The organism is Ectothiorhodospira sp. PHS-1 (assembly GCF_000225005.1).
In the GTDB taxonomy this organism is placed as follows: Bacteria; Pseudomonadota; Gammaproteobacteria; order Ectothiorhodospirales; family Ectothiorhodospiraceae; genus Ectothiorhodospira.
Genome location: NZ_AGBG01000009.1, coordinates 34,244 through 50,452, shown reverse-complemented (window position 1 = coordinate 50,452; position 16,209 = coordinate 34,244). Strand labels below are relative to the sequence as shown.

Annotated in this window: 19 protein-coding genes; 14 read left to right on the top strand and 5 right to left on the bottom strand. The window is 59.4% G+C overall.

Annotation, left to right across the window (positions count from 1 at the left end; genetic code table 11):
• The first annotated feature begins 59 nt into the window (after positions 1–59).
• A complete protein-coding gene (rnk, locus tag ECTPHS_RS05670; protein WP_008931738.1) occupies positions 60–473 on the top strand; it encodes a nucleoside diphosphate kinase regulator in 414 nt (137 codons plus the stop codon).
• Between the two features lie 123 nt (positions 474–596).
• Positions 597–1,946, top strand: coding sequence for an NADP-specific glutamate dehydrogenase (gene gdhA, locus ECTPHS_RS05665; RefSeq protein ID WP_008931737.1), 1,350 nt, complete (start codon positions 597–599; stop codon positions 1,944–1,946).
• An 82-nt stretch (positions 1,947–2,028) separates the two neighbouring features.
• Here gdhA and ECTPHS_RS05660 read toward each other — a convergent pair whose 3' ends face one another.
• Positions 2,029–4,626 carry a PEP/pyruvate-binding domain-containing protein gene (locus ECTPHS_RS05660; RefSeq protein WP_008931736.1) on the bottom strand — a complete coding sequence of 866 codons (2,598 nt, stop codon included), beginning with the start codon at positions 4,624–4,626 and terminating at the stop codon, positions 2,029–2,031.
• Positions 4,627–4,821: 195 nt separating this feature from the next.
• Between ECTPHS_RS05660 and ECTPHS_RS05655 the strand changes: the two genes are divergently transcribed.
• The 7 genes from ECTPHS_RS05655 (at position 4,822) to pufB (ECTPHS_RS05625) (ending at position 9,532) form a co-directional block, all read left to right on the top strand.
• Positions 4,822–5,247 carry a zinc-ribbon domain-containing protein gene (locus ECTPHS_RS05655; protein WP_008931735.1) on the top strand — a complete coding sequence of 142 codons (426 nt, stop codon included), beginning with the start codon at positions 4,822–4,824 and terminating at the stop codon, positions 5,245–5,247.
• Between the two features lie 174 nt (positions 5,248–5,421).
• Positions 5,422–6,288, top strand: a complete 867-nt coding sequence (gene bchL / locus ECTPHS_RS05650; protein WP_008931734.1) for a ferredoxin:protochlorophyllide reductase (ATP-dependent) iron-sulfur ATP-binding protein — start codon at positions 5,422–5,424, stop codon at positions 6,286–6,288.
• Between the two features lie 46 nt (positions 6,289–6,334).
• A complete protein-coding gene (locus tag ECTPHS_RS05645; RefSeq protein WP_008931733.1) occupies positions 6,335–7,777 on the top strand; it encodes a BCD family MFS transporter in 1,443 nt (480 codons plus the stop codon).
• Positions 7,778–8,047: 270 nt separating this feature from the next.
• The gene (pufB, locus tag ECTPHS_RS05640; protein ID WP_008931732.1) at positions 8,048–8,197 is read left to right on the top strand and encodes a light-harvesting antenna LH1, beta subunit; all 150 of its coding nucleotides are present in this window, start codon (positions 8,048–8,050) and stop codon (positions 8,195–8,197) included.
• 78 nt (positions 8,198–8,275) lie between these two features.
• Positions 8,276–8,482, top strand: coding sequence for a light-harvesting antenna LH1, alpha subunit (pufA, locus tag ECTPHS_RS05635; RefSeq protein WP_008931731.1), 207 nt, complete (start codon positions 8,276–8,278; stop codon positions 8,480–8,482).
• A gap of 693 nt (positions 8,483–9,175) precedes the next feature.
• On the top strand, positions 9,176–9,376 hold the full coding sequence (pufA, locus tag ECTPHS_RS05630; RefSeq protein ID WP_008931730.1) for a light-harvesting antenna LH1, alpha subunit: 201 nt from the start codon (positions 9,176–9,178) through the stop codon (positions 9,374–9,376).
• An 18-nt stretch (positions 9,377–9,394) separates the two neighbouring features.
• Complete coding sequence (gene pufB, locus ECTPHS_RS05625) at positions 9,395–9,532, top strand: light-harvesting antenna LH1, beta subunit (protein ID WP_008931729.1); 138 nt, start codon at positions 9,395–9,397, stop codon at positions 9,530–9,532.
• 259 nt (positions 9,533–9,791) lie between these two features.
• Here the strand turns inward: pufB (ECTPHS_RS05625) and ECTPHS_RS05620 are convergent, their stop codons facing one another.
• From ECTPHS_RS05620 to flgA, 4 genes are all read right to left on the bottom strand, one after another.
• Positions 9,792–10,502, bottom strand: coding sequence for a flagellar brake protein (locus ECTPHS_RS05620; protein ID WP_008931728.1), 711 nt, complete (start codon positions 10,500–10,502; stop codon positions 9,792–9,794).
• A 205-nt stretch (positions 10,503–10,707) separates the two neighbouring features.
• Positions 10,708–11,193: a flagella synthesis protein FlgN gene (locus tag ECTPHS_RS05615; protein ID WP_008931727.1), complete on the bottom strand. Its 486-nt coding sequence runs from the start codon at positions 11,191–11,193 to the stop codon at positions 10,708–10,710.
• 2 nt (positions 11,194–11,195) lie between these two features.
• Positions 11,196–11,504: a flagellar biosynthesis anti-sigma factor FlgM gene (gene flgM / locus ECTPHS_RS05610; protein WP_008931726.1), complete on the bottom strand. Its 309-nt coding sequence runs from the start codon at positions 11,502–11,504 to the stop codon at positions 11,196–11,198.
• A 101-nt stretch (positions 11,505–11,605) separates the two neighbouring features.
• A complete protein-coding gene (gene flgA, locus ECTPHS_RS05605; protein ID WP_040405261.1) occupies positions 11,606–12,256 on the bottom strand; it encodes a flagellar basal body P-ring formation chaperone FlgA in 651 nt (216 codons plus the stop codon).
• 280 nt (positions 12,257–12,536) lie between these two features.
• Between flgA and ECTPHS_RS05600 the strand changes: the two genes are divergently transcribed.
• From ECTPHS_RS05600 to ECTPHS_RS05580, 5 genes are all read left to right on the top strand, one after another.
• The gene (locus ECTPHS_RS05600; RefSeq protein WP_008931724.1) at positions 12,537–13,469 is read left to right on the top strand and encodes a chemotaxis protein; all 933 of its coding nucleotides are present in this window, start codon (positions 12,537–12,539) and stop codon (positions 13,467–13,469) included.
• Positions 13,470–13,645: 176 nt separating this feature from the next.
• Positions 13,646–14,476, top strand: coding sequence for a protein-glutamate O-methyltransferase CheR (locus ECTPHS_RS05595; RefSeq protein ID WP_008931723.1), 831 nt, complete (start codon positions 13,646–13,648; stop codon positions 14,474–14,476).
• Between the two features lie 184 nt (positions 14,477–14,660).
• Complete coding sequence (gene flgB / locus ECTPHS_RS05590) at positions 14,661–15,059, top strand: flagellar basal body rod protein FlgB (RefSeq protein WP_008931722.1); 399 nt, start codon at positions 14,661–14,663, stop codon at positions 15,057–15,059.
• A 16-nt stretch (positions 15,060–15,075) separates the two neighbouring features.
• Positions 15,076–15,495 carry a flagellar basal body rod protein FlgC gene (flgC, locus tag ECTPHS_RS05585; protein ID WP_008931721.1) on the top strand — a complete coding sequence of 140 codons (420 nt, stop codon included), beginning with the start codon at positions 15,076–15,078 and terminating at the stop codon, positions 15,493–15,495.
• A gap of 12 nt (positions 15,496–15,507) precedes the next feature.
• Positions 15,508–16,185 carry a flagellar hook assembly protein FlgD gene (locus ECTPHS_RS05580; protein ID WP_008931720.1) on the top strand — a complete coding sequence of 226 codons (678 nt, stop codon included), beginning with the start codon at positions 15,508–15,510 and terminating at the stop codon, positions 16,183–16,185.
• The last annotated feature ends 24 nt before the right edge of the window (positions 16,186–16,209 follow it).

Below are 16,209 nucleotides of genomic sequence, written 5' to 3'. Positions count from 1 at the left end.
CGGGATTTCGGGATAGAATGTCCCGTCCTCTAATTTAAGGATGTTCAGAGTTCATCAGCGTGAATAGCAAACCCAATATCGTCCTCTCTTCGCAGGATTACGACAGGCTGGACAGCCTGCTGGCCTCGATTTCGGAAACTGCCTTTCCGGGTAAGGCGGCCTTGCAGGCCGAACTGGACCGCGCCGAGGTGCTCGATCCAGAGCAGATTCCGCCGACGGTGGTGACCATGAATTCCACCGTGCGTTTCGTCATGGACAGTACCGGCGAGAGCTTCTGCATGACGCTGGTCTACCCCAAGGACAGCACCGGGCAGGCGGACAAGGTGTCCATCCTGGCCCCGGTGGGTAGCGCGTTGCTGGGGCTGTCCGTCGGCGATCAGATCGAATGGCCCAGGCCGGGAGGCGGGGTCATCAGGGTCCGTATCGATGAAATTCTCTATCAGCCTGAAAGCGCCGGAGATTTCCATCGCTGAAGCTCTGATTTTCTAGTTCCGTATTGTGCTCGCCTCGTACGGGCACAAACGGCTCTCTTCAAACATAACCGCACTCCGTGCTCCGTCCCCTGGTCGAGCCCGGCTGTGCTGGAGAAATAAAATATGGCGGCAGGTCTCGATGAAAAGCTGGAACCCATTTATCAGGAAGTCTTGCGCAGAAACCCGGGGGAAACGGAGTTCCATCAGGCGGTTCGTGAAGTGCTGGAATCCCTTGGTCCGGTCCTGGTGAAGTATCCGGAATTTGCCGATCGCAAGATCATCCAGCTGATCTGTGAGCCCGAGCGGCAGATCATCTTCCGGGTACCGTGGCAGGATGACAAGGGTGTTACCCAGATCAACCGTGCCTTCCGGGTACAGTTCAACAGCGCCCTGGGACCCTACAAGGGCGGTATTCGCTTCCACCCTTCCGTCTACCTGGGCATCATCAAGTTCCTGGGCTTTGAGCAGATCTTCAAGAATGCCCTCACCGGCATGCCCATCGGCGGCGGCAAGGGCGGCAGCGACTTCGATCCCAAGGGACGTTCCGACGGCGAGATCATGCGTTTTTGCCAGAGCATGATGACCGAGCTGTACCGCCATCTGGGTGAGTACACTGACGTGCCGGCCGGCGACATCGGTGTGGGCCAGCGCGAAATCGGCTACTTGTTCGGTCAGTACAAGCGCATCACCAACCGCTATGAATCCGGCGTGTTTACCGGCAAGGGCCTGAACTGGGGCGGCAGCCGTGCCCGCAAGGAAGCCACCGGCTACGGCACCGTCTTCTTCACCGAGGAAATGCTCAAGGTTCGTTCCGATTCCTTCGACGGCAAGACCTGCGTGGTGTCCGGTTCCGGTAACGTGGCCATCTACGCCATGGAGAAGGCCATGTCCCTGGGTGCCAAGGTCATCGCCTGTTCCGATTCCAACGGCGTGATCGTGGACAAGGACGGTATCGATCTGGATCTGGTCAAGCAGATCAAGGAAGTGGAGCGTCGCCGCATCAGTGCCTACGCCGAAGAGAAGAAGAGCGCCAAATATCTGGAAAACGGCAATATCTGGAGTGTGCCCTGCCAGGTGGCGCTGCCCTGCGCCACCCAGAACGAGCTCAACGGTACCGATGCCAAGACCCTGATCAAGAACGGGGTCATCGCCGTGGCGGAAGGTGCCAACATGCCTTCCACCCCGGAGGCCATCCGCTTCTTCACCGAGGCCGGTGTCGCTTTTGGTCCCGGCAAGGCCGCCAATGCGGGCGGCGTGGCCACCAGCGCCCTGGAAATGCAGCAGAACGCCAGCCGCGATTCCTGGACCTTCGAGCACACCGAAGAGCGTCTGCGTGAAATCATGGTGGACATCCATCGCAACTGCCACCAGACCTCCGAAGAGTTCGGTGCCCCCGGCAACTACGTGGTGGGTGCCAACATCGCCGGCTTCGTGAAGGTGGCCGGTGCCATGGTGGCCATGGGCGTCATCTGATCCGTTCGTCCTGATCGGGTCGCAAGACCCCGGCCCCGGGTTCCTCGCGTGGGAACCCGGGGCTTTTTTTCATGTGCGGCGTTCAGATGCGTCTGAATGCACAGCACAGGATCTGCTGGCTGATGACATCCGCCAGAAGTTTCATGTCCAGGGCACGCACATCGTGGATCTCCACGGCCGCGAGTACGGTCTCGTCCAGGCCTTCTACCAGATCGGTATCAATCGCTTCCCGAACGGCCTGGTGGAGCCGGTCCGGCCGGTAGTCCGTATGGGCCTCCCGGGGACGGAGGGCCACATAGGCAATGCCGGATTCCACCAGATCCTGGAAGAAGTGGGAACCATAGGACAAATCCGGAATCACGCCGCCGCCCAGTTCGGCGACCTCGATCAGGACCGCCATACGGCTGATATCGGCAAAACGGATCGGCACGCCCAGTTCCGGCGTGCTGGTGCCCCAGCGTCCCGGGCCGATCAGCAGGGTAGGCTGGTCATCCCGATCCGACATGCGCCGGTTGAGTTGTCCCACCAGACGGGCCACGGTGTATTTTTGTTGCAGAGTCAGGGCGCTGTAGCGTTCACCATCCACGCGGATGATGCGTGCGATGGGTTGATCCAGACTGCCGCCCATGAAGTGCCCCTGGCTGCGGAACAGGATCGCGTCGGCATCGACGGTAGCGGGGATCCGGACCTGGTGGTTGCCGCCCTGGGTCTGCAGGGGGCGGCACTGCACCAGATTGAATGAAGGGCTGCCGTCCGCTCCCAGATGAACGGTGAATTCCACATCCACCGGATAGGCATACACCGACTCCAGTGTCTGTAAAAGCCCTTGAATCATGGACACGAAGGGCGTTTTCTCCAGCAGGGGTCTGAAAGTCAGCCGCCACATCGGTGGTCCACCCAGGCTTCGGGATTGCTCGCTGGCTTCCCGGTCCGGTTCCCCGCACCATTGCAGCACATGATCCATGTCCGCCTCGACCAGATCCCGCAAGGGGCGACTGAGTAGTTCATTGTCCAGCACGTCCAGGGTGTCCACCTTGTGCTGGCAGAAACGACCATCGTCGGCATGGGCAAAGGGCCGCTTGAGCGGGTGATCCAGGGCAATGATGCAGGCATGGTCGCCATCGTTGCGATCCACGGCCCGCGTACCCAGCCCCATGACCAGGCGTACCATGCCCGCCGCCGGGTCCATGTCCCGGTCCCAGGCAAAGATGTTGCGGGAAACACCGACGCCGGCGGCATCCGGCAGGTAGTGGCGGCCATGGTAACGGCCGTTGACCCGCTGCAGCAGCAGGGCCATGGGCTCCTCCAGGTCGGCAAGGCCCCGCTGGCTGCGGTAGACCAGGGCGTCTTCGCTCATGGCGCTGGCAAAGACCCGGCAGATGGCCTGTTCCAGGGCTTCGAGCCGTTCCTCCGGGGTGCCCTGGTTGACGCAGAAGACGCTGTCGTATTTGCCGGCGAAGGCATTGCCGAAGCCATCCTCCAGCAGGCTGCTGGAACGCACCAGGATGGGATACTGGCCGAAGTAGTCCAGCATCCTGGCCAGCTCCTCGCGGATTTCATCGGGCAGGCGACCATGGAGCATGCGCTCGTGCAGGGCCTGGCCCTCGCTGTAATAGCCGTCCGGCGTGCGCTGACGCATGATCCTGGGCCACCAGCCGTTATGTACCAGAAAGTAGTAGTAGACATCGGTGCCCAGAAAGAAGGAATCATGGGGTTCCAGATACCGTTCCCAGGTATCCGGGTTTTCCCGCCGCAGGATCTGTCGGGCCAGGAGCATTCCCACCGCCTTGCCGCCGATATGACCACTGCCGATCATGCGGGCACGGATGGCCATGAGATCTTCCAGGCTGAAATACCGGTGAGCCATGTCGAGGATGCGTTCGTCCCGACCCAGCATCACGCGGCACAGTCGTTCCACCTGGGCGGCTCGTCCGGCCTCGTCACCGGGGGTTTGCAGTTGTGCCGCGGCTTCCAGAAACAGGGCATTCCAGTAGTCCAGATGACGTTGCGGTTCCTGTACATGATCCCGCTCCAGGGCGGTCTGTACCCGGGTGGCATCGCTGCTGTCGATCACGGGGGAAAATCGGTCGTCCCGCCAGCGATGGGGCAGGAACAGGGTGGGCGAGTGGCGCTTCCAGACCTTGACCGGCTGGACATGACATTCCTCGCGGGTGCGGCGCACATCGATCAGGACCTGGGTCGTCCGCCGGATGCGGGCCACGGTGTGATGGGAATGGCGATGGCGCAGAAGACCGAAGTAGGCCACCGTGTCCAGCTCATACAGATAGGGGCAGACCACCTGGAAGAAGTTGCCCACCATCAGGTCCGTGGCCCAGGCGGAGAGCAGGTCGGAGAGACAGTCAAAGACATAGAAGGTTCCCCTGCCATGGTCGGTGATCAACTGGTAGACGTGACAGGTAAAAGCCTCGAAGCCGCACAGGGCATCCAGCTGCACGATATGGACATCGGGCCCGGCCTCCACCAAGGGGGCGTGGCGACCGAAGCGCAGGTAGATGATGGCGCGCCGGCGTTCCCGGGCCGCGGCAAGAAAGGGGTCGATGAAGCGCCGGTAGTCATCCATGTGGTCCACGCGCCAGACCACGTTGTCGCCGATGCGAAGGCTGTCGATCACGGCGTCCAGCCCCGCCAGTCCGGTGGAAACCCTGTTGTCCTGATTCATCAAGTCCTCTCCTGTTGATTGCCCTGCCAATGACCTGTGTCACACCGGTAAAGCCACTTGCCGCCCTGTGCCTATTCACCCGTTGCAGATCGCCTAGTATCATGGCTGGCTACGCCATCTGGCTCGGGTCGGATACACCGTTGTGTTTACCCAGCTGCCGGAATGCATGGCAATCAATTCTACAGGGGATCAGAAATGGCATTGATAGACTGTCCTGAATGCGGACGTCAGGTCTCGGACAAGGCGCCCACCTGCCCGGGTTGCGGTGCGCCCATTGCCCTGGAATCCGCCGAATCCACATCCTGGCAGGATACCGTCCAGGAGTCGGTCCAGCCCACCCCGGCACAGCAAGAGCCGGAGGTGGACGAGGAATGGCTGCGTGGCGAGCAGGAATACCTGGCCTTTACCGACCGGGTTCAGCGCCATCGCATCATGTCGGTGCTGCTGTTCTTCGGTGGCCTTAGCCTGGGTATGGGCATGAAGAGCTTCATGGGGACCAGTGGTGATGAAGGTCGCGCACTGGTCTTCTATATCGCTGATATCATGGTCTATGCGGGTATCATCTGGCTGTTCTACAACGAAGCCAGAAACCTCTGGTATCACCGCAAGCTAGGCGGTTGAAAAAAACCGTCCGGGGCAGCGTTTCTGCCGCACTGGTCCCGGCCCGGGATGGCCGGCAGGCCTTTTTTCCCCGTTTTCCACGTCTCGTTTTTTCGGCGGGATTCCTGATGATCGCGTCGAAGGCATTTCCGAGGAGGCCACTGCGTGAATTCCACTTGCAATAACGACTGCCCCATGCCGCCCGATGGCGAAGGCAGTGTCCAGGTCGCCATGGACCCGAACCTGGACATCGGTTCGGCGCGCGTGTTTGCCATCTACGGCAAGGGCGGCATCGGCAAGAGCACCACGTCTTCCAATCTGTCGGCCGCCTTTTCCCGGCTGGGCAAGCGGGTGCTACAGATTGGTTGTGATCCCAAGCACGACTCCACCTTCACTCTCACCAAGCGCATGGTGCCCACGGTCATCGACGTACTGGAGTCGGTGAACTTCCACGAGGAAGAGTTGCGTCCCGAGGACTTCGTCTTTGAAGGCTATAACGGCGTCATGTGCGTGGAGGCGGGCGGTCCCCCCGCGGGTACCGGCTGTGGTGGTTACGTGGTGGGACAGACGGTGAAACTGCTCAAGCAGCATCATCTGCTGGAGGACACCGACGTGGTGGTGTTCGACGTGCTGGGCGACGTGGTCTGCGGCGGCTTTGCCGCACCGCTCCAGCATGCCCACCAGGCATTGATCGTGACGGCCAACGACTTTGATTCCATCTTTGCCCTGAACCGCATCGCCGCCGCCATCGAGGCCAAGGCCAAGAACTATCAGGTGCGCATCGGCGGCGTCATCGCCAACCGCAGCGTGAACACCGACGAGATCGATCGTTTCAACGAAGCGGTGGGTCTCAAGCGTCTGGCCCATTTTCCGTTGCTGGACGTGATCCGGCGCAGTCGCCTGAAGAAGTCCACCGTGTTCGAAATGCCCCCCGAGGATGAACTCAAGATTGCCCAGGATGAATACATGCGCCTGGCGCAGTCCCTGCTGGACGGTGTGGAATCACAGCGGGCCAAGCCGATGAAGGATCGTGAAATCTTCGATTTCCTGGGATTTGACTGATGAGTGCTAACGTATCCGTTCAATCCACCTACGGGGAGTCCTGGTGATGAGCAAGGGTGTATCCGGTGCTTTCATGGGGCTGCTCGGTCGGTTCGGCACCAAGATCCTGCCGTTTGCCGATGCGGCCACCAAGGAGTTGCCGCTGCCGCGGCTATTACGTCTGGCCCTGTTCCAGGTGGCCGTGGCCATGTCCATGGTACTGCTCACCGGGACCCTGAACCGGGTCATGGTGGTGGAGCAGGGGGTCTCTGCCTGGATCGTGGCCTTGATGGTGTCGTTGCCCCTGTTGTTCGCGCCCTTGCGGGCGTTGATGGGGCATCGATCAGACAATCACCGCTCCGCTTTCGGCTGGCGGAGGGTGCCCTATCTGTGGATGGGGACACTGTTGCAGTTCAGCGGCCTGGCCATCATGCCCTTTGCCCTGCTGGTACTGGCGGACGGCAGCGGACCGGCCTTCCTGGGGCCGCTGTCGGCCGCCATCGCCTTCCTGCTGGTGGGGGCGGGCATGCATATGACCCAGACCGCCGGTCTGGCCCTGGCCACGGACCTGGCGGCTCCCGAGCAGCGTCCCCGTGTCGTGGCATTGCTGTACGTGGTGCTGCTGCTGGGCATGGTGCTGGCGTCCTCCGTCTTCGGTTTCCTGTTGACCGATTACACGCCGGGGCGTCTGATCGAAGTGCTGCAGGGCGTGGCCGTGCTGACCATCCTGCTGAACCTGGCGGCCCTGTGGAAGCAGGAGACCATCAATCAGCAGCGGGCCAAGGCCAGGCATGAGCCCGGTGTTCCCTTCATGGAGGCTTGGCGATCCTTCAGCGGCATCGGGCATATTCGCCGCCTGCTGGTGGTGATCGCCCTGGGAACCGCCGGGTTCAACATGCAGGACATCCTGCTGGAACCCTACGGCGGCGAGATCCTGGGCATGTCGGTGGCGGCCACCACCACCCTGACTGCCACATGGGCCACCGGCATGCTGATCGCGTTTGCACTGGCGGCAAGGTTGCTGACCCGCGGCGCCAATTGCTACAGGATTGCCACCGTGGGGGCCGCAGTCGGCGTTCTGGCCTTCATCGTGGTCGTGATCGCCGTACCGATGGACTCCACCATTGTGTTCCGTGTCGGTGCCTTCCTGATCGGCTTTGGCGGCGGGTTGTTTGCAGTCTCCACCCTGCTGGCCATGATGGGGTTTGCCCGCAATGAGCAAAGCGGCATGGCGGTGGGTGCCTGGGGTGCGGTGCAGGCCACTGCCGCTGGTGGCGCCATTTTCCTGGGTGGTGCCATCCGTGACCTGGTTGGCTGGATCACGGGCAACGGCTGGCTGGGAGAGACCCTGGCGGCGCCGGCCACCGGATACCTGGCGGTCTACTATCTGGAGATCGCCTTGCTGCTGGCCGTGCTGGTGGTGATGATTCCTCTGCTGCGTGCCAAGGAAGAGCCGCCTGCCACCGGTCCACAGGGTAAGTTCGGTATGACCGATTTCCCGACTGTCTGAGGCCGGTTTGAAACCTTTATCCTCCTCTCCCCGTTCCGGTTTATGAACGGGGAGAGGAGGGGAGGCGAAAAACTTGACCCCGGTCAACGGCAGCGTCGCATTTGCTCCGAAACTCTGTTCTCCCCCGTTGACATGGAAATGTGTCAGCGTAGACTTATAGCCAGACTCAAGGCAGGGAATTGAAGCCCGGATTCAGGGCTACGAAGCGAATACCGCTGCTGGAGTCGATGAATTCGAGTAGTCACAGCAAACCCTATGGAGGGTCTTTGAATGTCCGACGAATACGTGCAGAGCATTTCCGGTCTTACCGAAGAGCAGGCCAAGGAATTCCACGAGCAGTTCAAGACCACCTTCACCGTGTTCATGGCTCTGGCCGCTGCTGCTCACTTCCTCGTCTATGTCTGGAGACCGTTCTACTAAGAACGGTACCGGTGCACGGTAATCCCGTGTCACTTTAGAGTGAGTGTCAGTTCGAAACTAATTGATAGGGTGATTTCAATGAGCGAATATAGAGCAAAGCGGCCCAGCAACCCCGCCGACGACTGGAAGCTGTGGCTGGTGGTCAACCCCGGCACTTGGCTGATGCCGATCCTGATGGCCGTTCTGGTGGTGGCCCTGGCTGTGCACGCCTTCGTGTATGCCAATGACGACTACAACCCGCTGCGCAGCGATGTGACCACTGTGCAGGCTGAAGAAGTTGCCTGATTAGCTGATCTGGATTTTCAGTATGGGTGAAAACGGCCGGCGAGAAATCGCCGGCCGTTTTTTTGTCTTCTGGGCGGTTTTGTTCGGTATCGATGACAGTCTTTCCCCGAGGGCGATTTTCGTGACCTGCCAGGCTCGTTTTCCCTCTGGTCTATATGGCCTCCCGCTTCATGGCTCACAAAGTCTGAAAAAGGCTTTCAGGGGGGTTCTATTTAGATTTTCAGTAGGGGCATATTGCACTGAAAAATCTTTGACATGAAGCCGTTTGAAAGCGATGAAAAGTCGGTATCTATAAAACTGATCTGTGTCACTAAAAGATCCGGCGCCTGCAGTCTAGAGGTAGCTCACACCTGGGTTTTTGTGTTTTAAGTTATTGTTTTTATTGTTTTTATTTATTTTTATGAAATATTTTCCGAGAGTGGCAGGCTGCCTTGACATTTAAGCCTGTCAACGTAGAATTACATCCATGCCGCAGCGGTATCCGGTTTCTGAAGTTTCCCCGGGCCGACGCGGAATTATAAAACCCGATCAGGGAGCTTTCGCTTCATGCGTCATGTAAAGTTGATTTACTGATACTTGGGCGAATGGTTTAAGGGCACTTTGAAGCAACCGGGCCGTTTGAAGAAATGGTGGTTGCAAACATCCTGGTCATCATCATGATGGCCAAGGTTATAAAACCAAGAGGGCAATTCAATGAGTGAATACAGACCGAGCAAGCCGAGCAATCCCAAAGACGATTGGAAGCTGTGGCTGGTGGTCAATCCCGGCACCTGGCTGATGCCCATTCTGATGGCCGTTCTCGTCGTCGCTCTGGCTGTGCACGCTTTTGTGTACTCCAACGACAACTACAACCCGCTGACCTTCGACGCCAGCGCTGTTGAAGCTTCTGAGTAACGAGAGAGGATATAGATCATGAATGACAGCATCTCCGGCCTGAGCGAAGAACAAGCCAAGGAATTCCACGAGCAGTTCAAGACCACCTTCACCGTGTTCATGGTGATTGCTGCTGCTGCTCACTTCCTGGTGTTCCTGTGGAGACCCTTCTACTAAGAAGGTCTTTGCAGTTGCAGTATTGCAGTGCGGGTAGAGGTAGCCTGAATCACTCGGAACAGTATGTCGCATCGTGACTTTGCAGAGGCCGATGCCATACGAGTCTTCAGGCACCTCTACCTTCCTTTTTTATATCTACCGCGTCTTATATCCAGTACGTCCGTTTCCTCGCCAGGCTTCTCTTTCTCGTCCCCAGACCAAGTTCCCACAGGGCGTGGCCCTGCAGGAGAGGCGATCGTCATTCTTCACGGACTTTCTACTACTGCCCGGGGGGATGAAAGATTCTGTGTTCCGGCTCACCTTGGTGAACCCTTTCCCGTTCCATGAGGAGCAGGGTCCGCAGCAATGCCTGTTCGTCCGCCTGGGAAAGGTCATAAAACCTCCCTCCGACCAATCTCGCGCCTGTTTCCCTGTCGTCGGAAGCAAAGCGGACCTGAATGCCGCACTGGACAAGTTCGATGTCCGAAAAGGCGAGTTTGCTGAGGGTCAGGAGATCCTTGGCATGGATGGGGGTCTTGAGCGGGAATACGGCACGCAGTCCACCCAGTGATATATCCACCAGACTGCCGATGAACTGGCGTCCGTCCCTGTCCACTAAGGTCACGGGAATGCTCGAGGCGCCATCCATCGGAGCACGGAAATGGGTGCGTTTCTGCTCACTGTCCAGTTCGGTGGGAATGGAGACCACGTGGAAGGCCTCGCCGTCGTGCTCCCCGGAGTGAAGTACCTCGGCCCGGAAGTGCAGGCAGGACTCATTGAATACCGCGTACATGTGGATCTGCTGCCCGGTAGCCATGCGCAGATTGCCCTGGTAAGGGGTCAATTGACTCAGGAAAAGCCAGCCGCGCGATGGGTCCATGCGGTTCAGGGTGCTGTGATAGAACTCCTGATCCTGGCCAAAACGTATGCTGATGGAGGCGCGGCGTGCTTCAAGATCCCGGAGCAGGGTGCCAACACTCTCTTGTCTCATGATGGGGATGCCCCGCGCTCCAGGTATGAGTGGGCAAGCGGTTACCAGTGCTTGATTGCTGGGTTGATTCATGGCCGAACCCTCCGCGCTCCAAGATCTCCGGGAATATGTTTTTTCCGGAGCCTACACTGAGGCTAGCACAGTCTGGAAAAGAATCAGCTCTTTCGTGCGGGCGCAAGGGGCTGCGATGTCGTCCGGGTAGTGGTCAGGCTTTGGTGATAGTGCGGGAATTTGCTCCGGCAGAGGTCGCCTGTCCTCGGGGGCCGTACAGCTCGGTGTGGGCTTCCTCGCCTCGCAGGATGTGCAACGCCTGTTCCACATGGCGTCGCTTGGTTTCCACCACACCGCCGTTGGCAAGGTTCAGTTGCCGGCAGCGCGCCATGACATCCACCAGTCGGTCCCAGATAGGCGCCAGGACACCTTCGGCGTCCCAGTCGCGCAGGCAGTGGGCCATGCCCTGGGCATTGTTCTCATAGCCCTCCCGCTTGAGAAGGGCACCCTGATCACGGGTCAGTTGTTCCAGCCGCTCAACCTGTTGCTGTTTTTGAACGATGGCCAGATTGAGGGTTTCCAGGTCCCGGGTGCTCAGGGCCTGTCCTTCCAGTTGCAGGGCATGTTCCAGGGCAGAGGCCTCCCGCACCGAATGGGTCAGAATCTGATCCAGTTGCTCCGGAAACGAGCGCATGTTCATGGCTAGAACAGGTCTTCAGTCTTCAGGATCTTGTTGGCCACGGACTCGGCGTTGACCTCATACCGCCCTTCCTGGATGGCCTGGCGGATAGCTTCCACCTTTTCCTGATCGACGGAGGGCTGTGCCCTGACGTTCTGCTCCAGCGTGCTCAGACGCCTGGCGGTTTCGGTCAGGGTGACCTTGTCGCCCACCGGACCGGAAAATCCCGTGCCACCGCCCGAGCGCGCGCCTTTGGCCACGTCGGAGGCACCACGGCTCTCCCCGGCGCTGCGCGGCTGAGTCTGGGTTAAATTCTTGATGTCGATGGACATATTGCGTTCCTCGCGTGCACTGAACGGCCACTTCTTAGAAATCGTATCGGCCGATTCGCGGGTTTCTTTAGGGGTAGTAGGGGCAGTCAGTGCAATTTGACTCACATACTAACACCCACCACCCCGGCTGACAGCACTCGACCTTCCACAATGCGCCGGGAGGACAGATTGCGAACCTGAACCCAGTCACCATAGGCGCCGTCCGCGAGCGCCTGTCCCTCCATGCGCACGGAGATGGCGGTATTTTGCGCCACCAGCATGACTTTCTGCCCTCGCTGCACCAGTCGCTGGGGCTCGACCATCTGGGGGCTCAGGGCAGTACCGGCGGGCAAGGCTCGTCTGAGGACCATGTTGGTGACCGCCGTGGGGTCGGTGAGATAGCCACCGTGCATGCTGCCCAGGTCACGCAACTCGAGCCGGATGTCGCCCTCGGAGATCAGGGTGCCTCGAGGCAGGGCTCTTTCCAGAACCACGACCTCGCCACGGACGACAATCTGCATGGGCACGAAAAGGCTCCAGGGCGAAGGGGTGGTGCAGCGAATGCCCACGGTGGTATGACCGGTCATCCTGGTGCCCGGAGGCAGGAAGGTTTCCAGTGGCCCGTCACACGCCCTGAGTCGCAGACGCGGGTCTAGTGAACCCCGGTTGATACGCACATCCACATGCTCGCCGTGATGGGCGCGTGCCTGTTGACCGAGGAACGCGCCTGCAGCCGTCAAAATACTGTCGTGCGACTGCGTTTCGACCGCCATGAGATTGGTGGGGGCGCAGATCAGCACACCCGCGAACAAACTTAGGAGGATCCCGTTGCGGCACTTGCGGAAGCTGAAAAACATCTTAATGCTACCTCGCTGGATGGTTCATCACCTATACCCGGGGGTATTTCAAGAAGCGCCGGATCTGTGGCGCATGATGTCCCTGGGGAGATATTGTGCAAGATGAGGGCCAGAAAAATTTCAAGAAATCTTTGTCGGAGCCGATCATACTCCTGAATGAGCAGGTATGATCTGCTGATACCCGCGGGAGAGCCTGATGAGCAGCTTGCTGGATGACGTCGATCGTCGGACCCAAATGGTGGGGCAGAATCGTCTGGAACTGCTCCTCTTCACTCTGGGCACCCGTCAGTTGTTTGCCATCAATGTATTCAAGGTACGCGAGGTCATCACCTGTCCCGCCTTGAGCCGGCTTCCCAGCGCCCACCCCATCATCCGCGGCGTGGCCACGTTGCGTGGCAAGACGGTGTCCGTGGTCGATCTGGCCCAGGCACTGGGCATGCCCCCGGTTCCCTCCAGGGAGAGCGGGTCCTTCGTCATTCTCACGGAGTTCAACCGTTCCGTGCAGGGGCTTCTGGTGGCGTCGGTGGATCGCATCATCAACCTCAACTGGGATCAGATTCATCCACCTCCCCGGGGCACGCACAAGGACAGTTTCCTGACGGCCGTGACCCAGGTCGATAATCGTCTGGTGGAGATCATCGACGTGGAAAAGGTGCTGGAGATGATCACCGGTCCGGCAAGGGACGTCAGTGACTCGCTGTTGTCCAACATTCAGGAAGGGGGCAAGGTACGCCGTGCCCTGGTCGCTGACGACTCCGCGGTGGCGCGCAGGCAGATCGTGCGCGCCCTGACCCAGATGGGCGTGGAATCCGTGGTGGTGAACGACGGCAGGCAGGCGCTGGACAAGTTGATGGAACTGGCTGCCCAGGGCCCCATCGAGCAACAGATCGGGATGGTGATCTCGGATATCGAGATGCCAGAGATGGATGGTTACACGCTGTCCTCCACCATCCGCAAGGAGCCGGCCTTGTCGAAACTCCACGTGGTGCTGCATTCCTCCCTGAGCGGAACCTTCAATGAGACCCTGGTCCGCAGGGCGGGAGCCAACCGTTTTCTGCCCAAGTTCAGTCCGGATGAACTGGCGGAGGTCGTGTTGGGATACCTGCAGGCGGATGATGCCGTGGAATGATATATAAGCGCGGCCGGCAGGATCATGCCGCCCGGCGGTCATTGCGTTCCCCTTGAACGGCAGTGTGCCATTGCCCCCTTTGGGGACTCTCGAGGGTATACTGTGGGTGCCATCCGTTGCGCTTTTCGATGGCTTGAGCCCTATAACGAAAGATTGATCCATAACAGGAAACCACCTTGTCAGGCCCTATCGAATCTCAGGATTACGAGGATTTCAGGCTGTTTCTGGAGAAGTCCTGTGGACTGGTCCTGGGGGAAAACAAGCACTATCTGGTGAACAGCCGCCTGTCGCGGCTCATGGGCGAGTTCTCGGTTTCTTCCGTGAGCGAGCTGCTCAGGCAGCTCAAGCTGGGGCGGAATCCCGGGCTGCGAGAGCGGATGATCGAGGCCATGACCACCAACGAAACCTACTGGTTTCGGGACGTGTTTCCCTTTGAGATCCTCAAGAACCAGATCTATCCGGAACTGGCAAAGCAGAAGGGGGCGGGATACGCCCCGCGCATCTGGTCTGCCGCCTGCTCATCCGGACAGGAAGCCTATTCCATCAGCATGGGGTTCAGTGAATACCAGCAATCCCGCCCCGGCAGCCTGCGGGATGTGCAGATCCTGGGCACGGACATCTCCGGCGCGGTGCTCAAGGAAGCGCGCGAGGCCAGCTACGATTCCCTGGCCGTCGCCCGCGGCCTGTCCCTTGAGCGACGCCAACGTTTCTTCGTGCAGAATGGCGATCGCTGGTCCCTCCGGCCCGACATCAAGGCCCGTGCTACCTTCCGTGAATTCAATCTCATGGACAGCTACACCCTGTTGGGGCGTTTTGATGTGGTGTTCTGTCGCAATGTCCTGATCTACTTTTCCATTGACTCCAAGAAGCTGATTCTCAAGCGTATCTCCCAGATTCTCAATCCGGGTGGTTATCTTTTCCTGGGGGCCTCCGAGTCCATGGCCAATTATTCCGACGCCTTTGAAATGGTGCGTTGCAATCCGGGCGTTGTATATCGCCTGCGCTGAAAGCACAGGCGTCAATAACCCGACCCGCTCCATGGGTCGGGATCTTGCGAACGGCGGTATCTTGCCGTGACAGCCTCTCCGATTCCGGGTGCCTTTCCCTTAAGTCTCTAAAATAACGAGACTTTCTTTTATGGCACGCTGATTGCATTTTCGACCTTCAGGAACATTTCTTGAGGTCGAGTCCATGCCACTTTCCATAGACAGGGCCATTGGTATCCACGGCGATGCGCTGCAGGTGCGCTCAAAGCGCCTGGAGTTGCTCGCCTCCAACATCGCCAATTCCGACACCCCCAACTACAAGGCACGGGACCTGGATTTTCGCCAGGTGCTCAGTCGTGCGCATCAGCCCGATGCCCTGGGCCTGCGCCTTACCCACGCCGCCCATATTGCCACTGATGCCTCGGGTCAGGCTCTGGACGAGCCGCTCTACCGGGTGCCCACCCAGCCGTCCCTGGACGGCAATACGGTGGACCCCCAGCTGGAGCAGGCGGCCTTTGCCGAAAATACCGTGCAGTATCAGGCCAGCCTGGATTTTCTCAGCAAGAAATTCAGCGGCCTGCGCACGGCCCTCAAAGGCGAATAGGCCGGGAGATTAAGTCATGAGCAACATGTTCAAGATCTTCGACGTCTCCGGTTCGGCGCTGAGCGCCCAGTCGGTACGTTTGAATACCATCGCCAGCAACATGGCCAATGCCCAGGTGGCCAGCACCACCCCCGAGCAGGCCTACCGCTCCAAGCAGCCGGTGTTCCAGACCGTGATGGACCAGTTCGGCGGCAGTGCGTCCACTTCTCCGGTACGGGTGGCCGGCATCGTCGAGAGCCAGGCCGAGCCCTTCGTGAAATATGAGCCCCATCATCCGCTGGCCAATGAACAGGGGTATGTCTACATGCCCAACGTCAATCTGGTGGACGAGATGGCCAACATGATTTCCGCGTCCCGTAGCTACGAGAACAACGTGGAAGTGATGAATACCACCAAGCAATTGCTATTGCGAACCCTGCAACTGGGCCAGTCATAGGAGGGATGAACCATGAGCGTCATTGATGCCAACACCCTAGCCAGTCTGGGCCTGACCTCGGCCGCCGGACAGAAAAAGGAATCCAGCCGGGACGAATTGGGACAGGCGGATTTCTTCAAGCTGATGATCACCCAGTTGCAGAACCAGGATCCCTTCGAACCTATGGAAAGTGGTGATTTTCTGGGCCAGATCGCCCAGTTCGGCACGGTCAACGGGATCGGTGAGTTGCAGAAATCCTTTGAAGGCATTGCCCAGGCCATGCAGGCCAACCAGACCCTGCAGGCCGCCGCCCTGGTGGATCGCGAGGTACTGATTCCGGTGGATCTGGCGGTGCTGGGTGACGAGGGAGGCATCCGCGGCGGAGTGGATCTGAAATCCTCCGCCAATGACTTGACGGTGAATGTGTACAACGAGGCGGGGGTGCTGGTGCGTCGCATCCCCATGGGTGGGCAGGGGAGCGGTATGAAATCCTTCGTCTGGGACGGCATCACCACGGAAGGCGAGCGGGCACCACCGGGGGTGTATGAGTTTCGTGCCGAGGCTCAGCTGGATGGCCAGACCAGCCAGCCCCAGACCCTGCTCAATGCCCGGGTGGACAGCGTCCGTACAGGGCAAGCCGGCGGGGGAATCACGCTGATCGTTGAAGGCTTCGGTGAGATCGACCTGGCCACGGTCCGGCAGATCGGTTGAGACGTGTCTTTAGAAACAAGCCAA

Bases quoted from the DNA above. Each gene is read 5' to 3' on its own strand.
- ECTPHS_RS05600 (WP_008931724.1), top strand. From the start codon at position 12,537: ATGAGCAGCTTGCTGGATGACGTCGATCGTCGGACCCAAATGGTGGGG.
- ECTPHS_RS05655 (WP_008931735.1), top strand. From the start codon at position 4,822: ATGGCATTGATAGACTGTCCTGAATGCGGACGTCAGGTCTCGGACAAG.
- flgC (WP_008931721.1), top strand. From the start codon at position 15,076: ATGAGCAACATGTTCAAGATCTTCGACGTCTCCGGTTCGGCGCTGAGC.
- gdhA (WP_008931737.1), top strand. From the start codon at position 597: ATGGCGGCAGGTCTCGATGAAAAGCTGGAACCCATTTATCAGGAAGTC.
- bchL (WP_008931734.1), top strand. From the start codon at position 5,422: ATGCCGCCCGATGGCGAAGGCAGTGTCCAGGTCGCCATGGACCCGAAC.
- flgA (WP_040405261.1), bottom strand. From the start codon at position 12,256: ATGGCGGTCGAAACGCAGTCGCACGACAGTATTTTGACGGCTGCAGGC.
- pufB (WP_008931732.1), top strand. From the start codon at position 8,048: ATGTCCGACGAATACGTGCAGAGCATTTCCGGTCTTACCGAAGAGCAG.
- pufA (WP_008931730.1), top strand. From the start codon at position 9,176: ATGAGTGAATACAGACCGAGCAAGCCGAGCAATCCCAAAGACGATTGG.
- pufA (WP_008931731.1), top strand. From the start codon at position 8,276: ATGAGCGAATATAGAGCAAAGCGGCCCAGCAACCCCGCCGACGACTGG.
- ECTPHS_RS05615 (WP_008931727.1), bottom strand. From the start codon at position 11,193: ATGAACATGCGCTCGTTTCCGGAGCAACTGGATCAGATTCTGACCCAT.
- pufB (WP_008931729.1), top strand. From the start codon at position 9,395: ATGAATGACAGCATCTCCGGCCTGAGCGAAGAACAAGCCAAGGAATTC.
- ECTPHS_RS05660 (WP_008931736.1), bottom strand. From the start codon at position 4,626: ATGAATCAGGACAACAGGGTTTCCACCGGACTGGCGGGGCTGGACGCC.
- ECTPHS_RS05645 (WP_008931733.1), top strand. From the start codon at position 6,335: ATGAGCAAGGGTGTATCCGGTGCTTTCATGGGGCTGCTCGGTCGGTTC.
- ECTPHS_RS05620 (WP_008931728.1), bottom strand. From the start codon at position 10,502: ATGAGACAAGAGAGTGTTGGCACCCTGCTCCGGGATCTTGAAGCACGC.
- ECTPHS_RS05580 (WP_008931720.1), top strand. From the start codon at position 15,508: ATGAGCGTCATTGATGCCAACACCCTAGCCAGTCTGGGCCTGACCTCG.
- flgM (WP_008931726.1), bottom strand. From the start codon at position 11,504: ATGTCCATCGACATCAAGAATTTAACCCAGACTCAGCCGCGCAGCGCC.
- flgB (WP_008931722.1), top strand. From the start codon at position 14,661: ATGCCACTTTCCATAGACAGGGCCATTGGTATCCACGGCGATGCGCTG.